Raw genomic sequence first — 12,499 nt, forward strand, 5'->3', positions numbered from 1 at the left:
GAACACTAGCGATTATTTCTTATGAATTCAAGCTTATTTAAAACTCTTTATTCACTCGGTTTTGCTTGGTAAAATCTATTTTACTTACTTATCTAGTTTTCAATGTACAATTTCTTTTTAGTCAAGCGCTCGCATACTGCTTTGTTTTCAAAAAATCAAATGCTCATTTACAAAAGTAAACTCCGCTTTAATTTTTCTTAACGCATTGTCTGACAACCGCTTTCTTTAAAAAGAATAGATTGTCAAGCGCTCGCATAAGCAATATCACTTTAACCAAAAAATATTTGAATGTTAAATAAACATTCAAAACTGAATACAATATGTCACGTTATTCCGCATCTTCTGAAGAAGATGTTCCGAATATATCCTTAGAAAGGAGGTGATCCAGCCGCACCTTCCGATACGGCTACCTTGTTACGACTTCACCCCAATCATTTGTCCCACCTTCGACGGCTAGCTCCTAAAAGGTTACTCCACCGGCTTCGGGTGTTACAAACTCTCGTGGTGTGACGGGCGGTGTGTACAAGACCCGGGAACGTATTCACCGTAGCATGCTGATCTACGATTACTAGCGATTCCAGCTTCATGTAGTCGAGTTGCAGACTACAATCCGAACTGAGAACAACTTTATGGGATTTGCTTGACCTCGCGGTTTCGCTGCCCTTTGTATTGTCCATTGTAGCACGTGTGTAGCCCAAATCATAAGGGGCATGATGATTTGACGTCATCCCCACCTTCCTCCGGTTTGTCACCGGCAGTCAACTTAGAGTGCCCAACTTAATGATGGCAACTAAGCTTAAGGGTTGCGCTCGTTGCGGGACTTAACCCAACATCTCACGACACGAGCTGACGACAACCATGCACCACCTGTCACTTTGTCCCCCGAAGGGGAAGGCTCTATCTCTAGAGTTGTCAAAGGATGTCAAGATTTGGTAAGGTTCTTCGCGTTGCTTCGAATTAAACCACATGCTCCACCGCTTGTGCGGGTCCCCGTCAATTCCTTTGAGTTTCAACCTTGCGGTCGTACTCCCCAGGCGGAGTGCTTAATGCGTTAGCTGCAGCACTAAGGGGCGGAAACCCCCTAACACTTAGCACTCATCGTTTACGGCGTGGACTACCAGGGTATCTAATCCTGTTTGATCCCCACGCTTTCGCACATCAGCGTCAGTTACAGACCAGAAAGTCGCCTTCGCCACTGGTGTTCCTCCATATCTCTGCGCATTTCACCGCTACACATGGAATTCCACTTTCCTCTTCTGCACTCAAGTTTTCCAGTTTCCAATGACCCTCCACGGTTGAGCCGTGGGCTTTCACATCAGACTTAAAAAACCGCCTACGCGCGCTTTACGCCCAATAATTCCGGATAACGCTTGCCACCTACGTATTACCGCGGCTGCTGGCACGTAGTTAGCCGTGGCTTTCTGATTAGGTACCGTCAAGATGTGCACAGTTACTTACACATATGTTCTTCCCTAATAACAGAGTTTTACGATCCGAAGACCTTCATCACTCACGCGGCGTTGCTCCGTCAGGCTTTCGCCCATTGCGGAAGATTCCCTACTGCTGCCTCCCGTAGGAGTCTGGACCGTGTCTCAGTTCCAGTGTGGCCGATCACCCTCTCAGGTCGGCTATGCATCGTTGCCTTGGTAAGCCGTTACCTTACCAACTAGCTAATGCAGCGCGGATCCATCTATAAGTGACAGCAAGACCGTCTTTCACTTTTGAACCATGCGGTTCAAAATATTATCCGGTATTAGCTCCGGTTTCCCGAAGTTATCCCAGTCTTATAGGTAGGTTATCCACGTGTTACTCACCCGTCCGCCGCTAACATCAGAGAAGCAAGCTTCTCGTCCGTTCGCTCGACTTGCATGTATTAGGCACGCCGCCAGCGTTCATCCTGAGCCAGGATCAAACTCTCCATAAAAATTATGATGTTTGATTAGCTCATAAATACTAAATAATGTTTGTAACTTATAGTTACGTTTTTTGGAATTAACGTTGACATATTGTCATTCAGTTTTCAATGTTCATTTTCTTACCGACAAGAACTAATTATACATTTTATTAACGTTTAAGTCAATAATTTTTTTATCTTGTCTATTTTATTTTTTAATCAAAATTTGATTAAAAAACTGCCTGGCAACGTTCTACTCTAGCGGAACGTAAGTTCGACTACCATCGACGCTAAGGAGCTTAACTTCTGTGTTCGGCATGGGAACAGGTGTGACCTCCTTGCTATAGTCACCAGACATATGAATGTAGATTATACATTCAAAACTAGATAGTAAGTAAAAGTGATTTTGCTTCGCAAAACATTTATTTTGATTAAGTCTTCGATCGATTAGTATTCGTCAGCTCCACATGTCACCATGCTTCCACCTCGAACCTATTAACCTCATCATCTTTGAGGGATCTTATAACCGAAGTTGGGAAATCTCATCTTGAGGGGGGCTTCATGCTTAGATGCTTTCAGCACTTATCCCGTCCACACATAGCTACCCAGCTATGCCGTTGGCACGACAACTGGTACACCAGAGGTATGTCCATCCCGGTCCTCTCGTACTAAGGACAGCTCCTCTCAAATTTCCTACGCCCACGACGGATAGGGACCGAACTGTCTCACGACGTTCTGAACCCAGCTCGCGTACCGCTTTAATGGGCGAACAGCCCAACCCTTGGGACCGACTACAGCCCCAGGATGCGATGAGCCGACATCGAGGTGCCAAACCTCCCCGTCGATGTGAACTCTTGGGGGAGATAAGCCTGTTATCCCCGGGGTAGCTTTTATCCGTTGAGCGATGGCCCTTCCATGCGGAACCACCGGATCACTAAGTCCGTCTTTCGACCCTGCTCGACTTGTAGGTCTCGCAGTCAAGCTCCCTTATGCCTTTACACTCTATGAATGATTTCCAACCATTCTGAGGGAACCTTTGAGCGCCTCCGTTACCTTTTAGGAGGCGACCGCCCCAGTCAAACTGCCCGCCTGACACTGTCTCCCACCACGATAAGTGGTGCGGGTTAGAAAGCCAACACAGCTAGGGTAGTATCCCACCAGCGCCTCCACGTAAGCTAGCGCTCACGTTTCAAAGGCTCCTACCTATCCTGTACAAGCTGTGCCGAATTTCAATATCAGGCTACAGTAAAGCTCCACGGGGTCTTTCCGTCCTGTCGCGGGTAACCTGCATCTTCACAGGTACTATGATTTCACCGAGTCTCTCGTTGAGACAGTGCCCAAATCGTTACGCCTTTCGTGCGGGTCGGAACTTACCCGACAAGGAATTTCGCTACCTTAGGACCGTTATAGTTACGGCCGCCGTTTACTGGGGCTTCGATTCGTAGCTTCGCAGAAGCTAACCACTCCTCTTAACCTTCCAGCACCGGGCAGGCGTCAGCCCCTATACATCACCTTACGGTTTAGCAGAGACCTGTGTTTTTGATAAACAGTCGCTTGGGCCTATTCACTGCGGCTCTTCTGGGCGTTAACCCTAAAGAGCACCCCTTCTCCCGAAGTTACGGGGTCATTTTGCCGAGTTCCTTAACGAGAGTTCGCTCGCTCACCTTAGAATTCTCATCTTGACTACCTGTGTCGGTTTGCGGTACGGGCACCTATTTTCTATCTAGAGGCTTTTCTCGGCAGTGTGAAATCAACGACTCGAAGACACAATGTCTTCTCCCCATCACAGCTCAGCCTTAATGAGTACCGGATTTGCCTAATACTCAGCCTTACTGCTTAGACGTGCAATCCAATCGCACGCTTCGCCTATCCTACTGCGTCCCCCCATCGATTAAAACGATTATAGGTGGTACAGGAATATCAACCTGTTATCCATCGCCTACGCCTGTCGGCCTCAGCTTAGGACCCGACTAACCCAGAGCGGACGAGCCTTCCTCTGGAAACCTTAGTCAATCGGTGGACGGGATTCTCACCCGTCTTTCGCTACTCACACCGGCATTCTCACTTCTAAGCGCTCCACATGTCCTTACGATCATGCTTCAACGCCCTTAGAACGCTCTCCTACCATTGTCCAAAGGACAATCCACAGCTTCGGTAATATGTTTAGCCCCGGTACATTTTCGGCGCAGTGTCACTCGACTAGTGAGCTATTACGCACTCTTTAAATGATGGCTGCTTCTAAGCCAACATCCTAGTTGTCTGGGCAACGCCACATCCTTTTCCACTTAACATATATTTTGGGACCTTAGCTGGTGGTCTGGGCTGTTTCCCTTTCGAACACGGACCTTATCACCCATGTTCTGACTCCCAAGTTAAATTAATTGGCATTCGGAGTTTGTCTGAATTCGGTAACCCGAGAGGGGCCCCTCGTCCAAACAGTGCTCTACCTCCAATAATCATCACTTGAGGCTAGCCCTAAAGCTATTTCGGAGAGAACCAGCTATCTCCAGGTTCGATTGGAATTTCTCCGCTACCCTCAGTTCATCCGCTCACTTTTCAACGTAAGTCGGTTCGGTCCTCCATTCAGTGTTACCTGAACTTCAACCTGACCAAGGGTAGATCACCTGGTTTCGGGTCTACGACCAAATACTAAACGCCCTATTCAGACTCGCTTTCGCTACGGCTCCACATTTACTGCTTAACCTTGCATCAAATCGTAACTCGCCGGTTCATTCTACAAAAGGCACGCCATCACCCATTAACGGGCTCTGACTACTTGTAAGCACACGGTTTCAGGTTCTATTTCACTCCCCTTCCGGGGTGCTTTTCACCTTTCCCTCACGGTACTGGTTCACTATCGGTCACTAGAGAGTATTTAGCCTTAGGAGATGGTCCTCCCAGATTCCGACGGAATTTCACGTGCTCCGTCGTACTCAGGATCCACTCAAGAGAGACAACATTTTCGACTACAGGATTATTACCTTCTTTGATTCATCTTTCCAGATGATTCGTCTAATGTCGTCCTTTGTAACTCCGTATAGAGTGTCCTACAACCCCAACAAGCAAGCTTGTTGGTTTGGGCTCTTCCCGTTTCGCTCGCCGCTACTAAGGGAATCGAATTTTCTTTCTCTTCCTCCGGGTACTAAGATGTTTCAGTTCTCCGGGTGTGCCTTCTGATATGCTATGTATTCACATATCGATAACATGACATAACTCATGCTGGGTTTCCCCATTCGGAAATCTCTGGATCAAAGCTTACTTACAGCTCCCCAAAGCATATCGTCGTTAGTAACGTCCTTCATCGGCTTCTAGTGCCAAGGCATCCACCGTGCGCCCTTAATAACTTAATCTATGTTTCCACCATTTTTATAAGTCAAACGTTAACATACGGCTTCGTTTTCATTATTTTAAATACTCATTTACATAAGTAAACTCTGCTTTAAAATAATTTACTCATTGTCTGCTAAACGTTTTATTTTATAAAAAGATTTAAACACGTTATTAATCTTGTGAGTGTTCTTTCGAACACTAGCGATTATTTCTTATGAATTCAAGCTTATTTAAAACTCTTTATTCACTCGGTTTTGCTTGGTAAAATCTATATTTTACTTACTTATCTAGTTTTCAATGTACAAATAATGGTGGGCCTAAGTGGACTCGAACCACCGACCTCACGCTTATCAGGCGTGCGCTCTAACCAGCTGAGCTATAGGCCCATTTTTTGAATGCTAAATAAACATTCAAAACTGAATACAATATGTCACGTTATTCCGCATCTTCTGAAGAAGATGTTCCGAATATATCCTTAGAAAGGAGGTGATCCAGCCGCACCTTCCGATACGGCTACCTTGTTACGACTTCACCCCAATCATTTGTCCCACCTTCGACGGCTAGCTCCTAAAAGGTTACTCCACCGGCTTCGGGTGTTACAAACTCTCGTGGTGTGACGGGCGGTGTGTACAAGACCCGGGAACGTATTCACCGTAGCATGCTGATCTACGATTACTAGCGATTCCAGCTTCATGTAGTCGAGTTGCAGACTACAATCCGAACTGAGAACAACTTTATGGGATTTGCTTGACCTCGCGGTTTCGCTGCCCTTTGTATTGTCCATTGTAGCACGTGTGTAGCCCAAATCATAAGGGGCATGATGATTTGACGTCATCCCCACCTTCCTCCGGTTTGTCACCGGCAGTCAACTTAGAGTGCCCAACTTAATGATGGCAACTAAGCTTAAGGGTTGCGCTCGTTGCGGGACTTAACCCAACATCTCACGACACGAGCTGACGACAACCATGCACCACCTGTCACTTTGTCCCCCGAAGGGGAAGGCTCTATCTCTAGAGTTGTCAAAGGATGTCAAGATTTGGTAAGGTTCTTCGCGTTGCTTCGAATTAAACCACATGCTCCACCGCTTGTGCGGGTCCCCGTCAATTCCTTTGAGTTTCAACCTTGCGGTCGTACTCCCCAGGCGGAGTGCTTAATGCGTTAGCTGCAGCACTAAGGGGCGGAAACCCCCTAACACTTAGCACTCATCGTTTACGGCGTGGACTACCAGGGTATCTAATCCTGTTTGATCCCCACGCTTTCGCACATCAGCGTCAGTTACAGACCAGAAAGTCGCCTTCGCCACTGGTGTTCCTCCATATCTCTGCGCATTTCACCGCTACACATGGAATTCCACTTTCCTCTTCTGCACTCAAGTTTTCCAGTTTCCAATGACCCTCCACGGTTGAGCCGTGGGCTTTCACATCAGACTTAAAAAACCGCCTACGCGCGCTTTACGCCCAATAATTCCGGATAACGCTTGCCACCTACGTATTACCGCGGCTGCTGGCACGTAGTTAGCCGTGGCTTTCTGATTAGGTACCGTCAAGATGTGCACAGTTACTTACACATATGTTCTTCCCTAATAACAGAGTTTTACGATCCGAAGACCTTCATCACTCACGCGGCGTTGCTCCGTCAGGCTTTCGCCCATTGCGGAAGATTCCCTACTGCTGCCTCCCGTAGGAGTCTGGACCGTGTCTCAGTTCCAGTGTGGCCGATCACCCTCTCAGGTCGGCTATGCATCGTTGCCTTGGTAAGCCGTTACCTTACCAACTAGCTAATGCAGCGCGGATCCATCTATAAGTGACAGCAAGACCGTCTTTCACTTTTGAACCATGCGGTTCAAAATATTATCCGGTATTAGCTCCGGTTTCCCGAAGTTATCCCAGTCTTATAGGTAGGTTATCCACGTGTTACTCACCCGTCCGCCGCTAACATCAGAGAAGCAAGCTTCTCGTCCGTTCGCTCGACTTGCATGTATTAGGCACGCCGCCAGCGTTCATCCTGAGCCAGGATCAAACTCTCCATAAAAATTATGATGTTTGATTAGCTCATAAATACTAAATAATGTTTGTAACTTATAGTTACGTTTTTTGGAATTAACGTTGACATATTGTCATTCAGTTTTCAATGTTCATCGTGTAAAAATAAATGGTGGAGACTAGCGGGATCGAACCGCTGACCTCCTGCGTGCAAAGCAGGCGCTCTCCCAGCTGAGCTAAGCCCCCATAAAATGGAATTTGAGAAGTAATCGGGAAGACAGGATTCGAACCTGCGACCCCTTGGTCCCAAACCAAGTGCTCTACCAAGCTGAGCTACTTCCCGTTATTCAATTAATTTAAAAATGGCGCGCCCGATAGGAGTCGAACCCATAACCTCTTGATCCGTAGTCAAACGCTCTATCCAATTGAGCTACGGGCGCTAAAATGGTGCCGAGGACCGGAATCGAACCGGTACGGTGATCTCTCACCGCAGGATTTTAAGTCCTGTGCGTCTGCCAGTTCCGCCACCCCGGCAAAATAATGGAGCAGAAGACGGGATTCGAACCCGCGACCCCAACCTTGGCAAGGTTGTATTCTACCGCTGAACTACTTCTGCATTATTTTGCTAAATATAAAAATTAAATCGTAATGAGCCATAGAGGATTCGAACCTCTGACCCTCTGATTAAAAGTCAGATGCTCTACCAGCTGAGCTAATGGCTCAAAAGATGGTGCCGGCCAGAGGACTTGAACCCCCAACCTACTGATTACAAGTCAGTTGCTCTACCAATTGAGCTAGGCCGGCTATATGTAAGAATAAATGGTGGAGAATGACGGGTTCGAACCGCCGACCCTCTGCTTGTAAGGCAGATGCTCTCCCAGCTGAGCTAATTCTCCGATTTGTCATTTGCCTGGCAACGTTCTACTCTAGCGGAACGTAAGTTCGACTACCATCGACGCTAAGGAGCTTAACTTCTGTGTTCGGCATGGGAACAGGTGTGACCTCCTTGCTATAGCCACCAGACAAAATAACTTACTTATTTATGATACACGCTTAATTAATAAGGCGCAATAGTTAATTTTACACTTTGTTGTGAACTTTGTCACATCAGTTTTTAGTGTGTTTCGTCTGTTTTTGACGACTTTTATATATTACTTCATTCAATTGATAAAGTCAACACTTTTAATCAACTTTTTTATTCTTCAAAACTGACATTTCTCGTGCTCTCTAATTCATAACACTTTTAGTATTCTATCATACACATATGTACAAAACCATACACATTCTATACAATTTTAAAGTACTTTTATAGCTGATTAAGATAAATTATACTAATATAGAAATTTTTGTTATAAGATATCTCAATGTCTATCATTAACATTTCTCATCAGAACTAATCTATATACGTATCGTCATTTTCATCTAACAGCTAACTACCTTGTTTAACAGTCAAAAATAGCACCATTATCGTTAACTATTACTATCAAAAACATTCAAACACGAACTAATTACCATAATTAAGAAAACCCTCGCATACACATGTTGTATACACGAGAGCTCTTACTAACAATCAACGTCATTTATTTTTGTCTCATATAAGGGAATAATAATACGTCTCTGATTGATGGAGAGTCAGTTAATAACATAACTAATCTGTCAATACCGATACCAAGACCACCTGTCGGAGGCATACCATATTCTAACGCTTCAATGTAATCTTCATCCATTTCATGCGCTTCATCATTACCTTGCGCTTTTTCAACAAGTTGCGCTTCAAAACGACCTTTTTGATCAATAGGATCATTTAATTCAGTAAATGCATTTGCATGCTCTCTACCTACAATGAACAATTCGAAACGATCAGTAAATCTAGGATCTTCAGGATTTTTCTTCGCTAAAGGTGAAATTTCAGTCGGATGACCATAGATAAACGTTGGCTGAATAAGTGTTTCTTCAACTTTTTGCTCAAAGAATTCATTTAAAATATGACCATATTTCATTGTATCTTTAATTTCAATACCATGTTCCTTAGCTAAAGCTTTAGCTTCTTCATCACTTTTAACTTCATAAAAATCTACACCAGTAGCTTCTTTTACAGCATCAACAATATGCAAACGAGTCCAAGCAGATTCTAAATCAATCGTTTCCCCATTGTATTGTACTTTTGCAGAACCTAATACTTCATTGGCAATATGTCTCACCATAGATTCTGTTAAATCCATAATGTCATGATAATCTGCATATGCTTCATATAATTCAATCATTGTGAATTCAGGGTTATGTCTAGTTGATACACCTTCATTACGGAATACTCTACCAATTTCATATACTTTTTCAAGTCCACCGACAATTAAACGTTTTAAATGCAACTCAATAGCAATACGCATGTATAACGTTGCATCTAATGCATTATGATGTGTTACAAATGGTCTAGCAGCTGCTCCACCAGCAATTTGGTGCATCATAGGTGTTTCTACTTCCAAGAAACCTTTATTATTTAAATAATTACGCATTTCTTGAATGATTTTACTACGATTAATAAATGTACGAGTGCTATCTTCGTTCGTAATTAAATCTAAATATCTTTGACGATATCTCTGTTCAATATCCTGTAAACCGTGGAATTTATCCGGTAATGGTCGCAATGATTTAGTTAGTAGCGTGAATTTCTTCGCTTTAACCGATAATTCGCCAGTATTTGTTTTGAACATTACACCTTCAACACCAACGATATCGCCTAAATCAGCATTTTTCCATAAATCAAATTCGTCATCGCCAACTTGATCTTTACGAACGTATATTTGAATTTGTCCAGCTAAGTCCTGAACGTGTGCAAATCCTGCTTTACCTTTACCACGCTTAGTCATTAATCGTCCAGCTATAGCGACATGACTATCCGCTTCTTTTTCTACCAATTCTTCTTTAGAATACTGGTCCCACTCTTCTTTCAAATCACTAGATAAACCTGAACGGTCAAATTTAGAACCAAACGGGTCTATACCAAGATCATATAATTCTTGTAATTTTTGACGTCGAACCAACATTTGGTCATTCATTTCTTCTGACATAACTTTCTCTCCTTTAACTTGTTGTAATCCTTTAGTATTCCAACTGGTACACTCAAACATTTTCCTTTAAAGTTTTATAAAATATCAGACATTTTTGCTCAACATACATCTCTTTCGATGTTTCTAATACTTTACCATTAACCATTGCACCTTAAAGTTATGATGTGGCATGTTTTCTTATATTCATAACATCAATTTTATCACTTTTTTAATTTTACAAGAGGTTGTAAATGTAATAAAGCAATTTCTGTTTTCGTTTATGAATTACTTATTCATTTAAAATACGATTATCATTAATACAACCCTAAGTAAATGTATAAAAATTATCTTTCACAAACTTCAACAAAAGTCCAAATAAATTACAGCAATTTATCAAATATTGCTTACTTTGATTTTATGAAATAACTTAATTCTAACACATACTAAATCATCATATACTAATTCGAAATCAAATGCATTTAGAGATAATCAAAATGCCGAAACATCTCCAATAATCAATCATCTATTCCTAATAAATATGAATGTTCTCAACAATACATTATTTATATCGCCTTACACTGTCATCGACAAAAACTAAATCTTTCACTTTCAATTTCGAACGTGGTTCTATGACATTTGCTGCTATATCATTTAATGGGATTAAAACAAATGCACGTTCATTCATTCTCGGATGTGGCACCGACAGATTTGGTAAATCTATCATTTCTTCTCCATACAACAAAATATCCACATCTAAAGTTCTAGGACCCCATCGTTCCTTTCTAACACGGTGTAAACATTCTTCTGTCTTCAAACAACATTCCAACAGTTGTAATACTGTGAGTGTTGTTTGAATCTCAACACACAAATTTAAAAAGTTAGGTTGCTCAGTATACCCAACTGGTGCTGTTTCATAAATCGAAGAAATATTAGATACGTTAATACCATCATATTCATTCAAAATCTTTATAGCATCGTTTAACTGGCTTTCTCTATCACCAATATTACTACCTAATCCTAAGTATGCTTGAATCATTTATTCTCCCTCACAATTTCGATACCTACTCCATCATAATGACCCGGAATCGGTGGGTTTTCTTTAGTGATTCTCACTTTCGTTTCCATTACACGATTATATTGTGAATTTATACGATTTGCAATACGTTCAGCTAGATGCTCAAGTAAATTAACGGCCTTACCTTCCATAATTGATTTAACCTCTTCGAACACTTCACCATAATGAACTGTATCAATAACATTATCAGTACGACCAGCTTCAGATAAGTCTACTTTCAAAGTTACATCCACTTTGAAAATTTGTCCTATTTCATTTTCAGCTGATAAAGCACCATGATATCCATAAAAGCGCATACCTTTAAGAAAAATTGTGTCTTGCATTTTCATTCTCCTTTAAAAAATCTATACCTTTAGCTAATTTAGCATTCAACTCGACATTATGAACGCGTACTGCTCTAACGCCTTTCATAATACCATATGCAGTCGTAGCTGCAGTTACTTCATCTCTTTCAACCGGTGTTGTATCATAACCCATCATCTCTTTAGTGAAACGTTTCCGGCTTGTCGCTAATAAAACTGGATATTCTGTTGCAACAAGTTCATCCAGTCTTGCCATAACTTCGGCTTCTTCATTTCTAGTTTTAGCGAAACCTATACCTGGATCTAGCCAAATTTTATTTGAAGGTATACCAGCTATTTTAGCTTGATGTGCTTGTGCTAACAAAGATGTTAACATTTCTTCGACAACCGGTTCATCACGATTACCATTGCCATTATGCATTAAAACAATTTCCGCATCGTATTTGGCTACAACTTGAAACATGCGATGATCATAAAGGCCTGCCCATTGATCATTAATAATATCAACACCTAGCTTTAAACAAGCTTCAGCAACTTCACTACGAAAAGTATCAACCGAAATTTTTACATCAAAACCGACAATCGCTTCAACAACTGGTAATACTCTATTCAACTCTTCTTCCACAGTAATCATTTCATGGCCGGGTCTCGTTGAAACACCTCCAACATCTATAATGTCAGCACCTTCATCCATCATCGCTTTCACTCTAGTTACTGCTGATTCAACATTATTAAATTTTCCACCATCTGAGAATGAATCAGGTGTGACGTTTAATATGCCCATAATTTTTGTTTTAGTCATGTTAACCACCCTTTAATTATGTATTGTTTAACTCTAATAAAATTTACTCCTGCGATTTACTAGTTAT

At 42.3% G+C, this 12,499-nt stretch carries 5 protein-coding genes, 9 tRNA genes and 5 rRNA genes; all 19 read right to left on the reverse strand.

Going from position 1 to position 12,499, the window contains the following annotated elements; all coding sequences use genetic code 11:
- Positions 1 to 372: 372 nt before the first annotated feature.
- Positions 373 to 1,924, reverse strand: a 16S ribosomal RNA gene (locus tag NST10_RS07505).
- 210 nt (positions 1,925 to 2,134) lie between these two features.
- Positions 2,135 to 2,249 (reverse strand): 5S ribosomal RNA (rrf, locus tag NST10_RS07510).
- Positions 2,250 to 2,321: 72 nt separating this feature from the next.
- Positions 2,322 to 5,244, reverse strand: a 23S ribosomal RNA gene (locus tag NST10_RS07515).
- Positions 5,245 to 5,533: 289 nt separating this feature from the next.
- A tRNA-Ile gene (locus NST10_RS07520) sits at positions 5,534 to 5,610 on the reverse strand.
- Between the two features lie 93 nt (positions 5,611 to 5,703).
- Positions 5,704 to 7,255: ribosomal RNA gene (locus tag NST10_RS07525) — 16S ribosomal RNA — on the reverse strand.
- Between the two features lie 121 nt (positions 7,256 to 7,376).
- Positions 7,377 to 7,452 (reverse strand) — tRNA-Ala (locus NST10_RS07530).
- Between the two features lie 23 nt (positions 7,453 to 7,475).
- A tRNA-Pro gene (locus tag NST10_RS07535) sits at positions 7,476 to 7,549 on the reverse strand.
- A gap of 20 nt (positions 7,550 to 7,569) precedes the next feature.
- Positions 7,570 to 7,646: transfer RNA gene (locus tag NST10_RS07540), tRNA-Arg, on the reverse strand.
- A 5-nt stretch (positions 7,647 to 7,651) separates the two neighbouring features.
- Positions 7,652 to 7,740: transfer RNA gene (locus NST10_RS07545), tRNA-Leu, on the reverse strand.
- A 7-nt stretch (positions 7,741 to 7,747) separates the two neighbouring features.
- A tRNA-Gly gene (locus tag NST10_RS07550) sits at positions 7,748 to 7,822 on the reverse strand.
- 33 nt (positions 7,823 to 7,855) lie between these two features.
- Positions 7,856 to 7,928: transfer RNA gene (locus NST10_RS07555), tRNA-Lys, on the reverse strand.
- A gap of 6 nt (positions 7,929 to 7,934) precedes the next feature.
- Positions 7,935 to 8,010, reverse strand: a tRNA-Thr gene (locus NST10_RS07560).
- Positions 8,011 to 8,026: 16 nt separating this feature from the next.
- Positions 8,027 to 8,102: transfer RNA gene (locus NST10_RS07565), tRNA-Val, on the reverse strand.
- Positions 8,103 to 8,114: 12 nt separating this feature from the next.
- Positions 8,115 to 8,229, reverse strand: a 5S ribosomal RNA gene (gene rrf / locus NST10_RS07570).
- Together the 16S, 23S and 5S rRNA genes with 9 tRNA genes alongside form the textbook arrangement of a ribosomal RNA operon.
- A 557-nt stretch (positions 8,230 to 8,786) precedes the next feature.
- On the reverse strand, positions 8,787 to 10,274 hold the full coding sequence (gene lysS, locus NST10_RS07575) for a lysine--tRNA ligase (RefSeq protein WP_001288202.1): 1,488 nt from the start codon (positions 10,272 to 10,274) through the stop codon (positions 8,787 to 8,789).
- Positions 10,275 to 10,326: 52 nt separating this feature from the next.
- Complete coding sequence (locus NST10_RS07580; protein ID WP_016186812.1) at positions 10,327 to 10,419, reverse strand: hypothetical protein; 93 nt, start codon at positions 10,417 to 10,419, stop codon at positions 10,327 to 10,329.
- A gap of 393 nt (positions 10,420 to 10,812) precedes the next feature.
- The gene (gene folK, locus NST10_RS07585) at positions 10,813 to 11,289 is read right to left on the reverse strand and encodes a 2-amino-4-hydroxy-6-hydroxymethyldihydropteridine diphosphokinase (protein ID WP_000613720.1); all 477 of its coding nucleotides are present in this window, start codon (positions 11,287 to 11,289) and stop codon (positions 10,813 to 10,815) included.
- Positions 11,286 to 11,651, reverse strand: a complete 366-nt coding sequence (folB, locus tag NST10_RS07590) for a dihydroneopterin aldolase (RefSeq protein ID WP_001154303.1) — start codon at positions 11,649 to 11,651, stop codon at positions 11,286 to 11,288. Before folB ends, folK begins: the two co-directional genes overlap by 4 nt.
- Positions 11,629 to 12,432 carry a dihydropteroate synthase gene (folP, locus tag NST10_RS07595; RefSeq protein WP_000167936.1) on the reverse strand — a complete coding sequence of 268 codons (804 nt, stop codon included), beginning with the start codon at positions 12,430 to 12,432 and terminating at the stop codon, positions 11,629 to 11,631. The genes folB and folP overlap by 23 nt, the downstream gene beginning before the upstream one ends.
- Between the last annotated feature and the right edge of the window lie 67 nt (positions 12,433 to 12,499).

The organism is Staphylococcus sp. FSL W8-0305 (genome assembly GCF_037966415.1).
In the GTDB taxonomy this organism is placed as follows: domain Bacteria; phylum Bacillota; class Bacilli; order Staphylococcales; family Staphylococcaceae; genus Staphylococcus; species Staphylococcus aureus.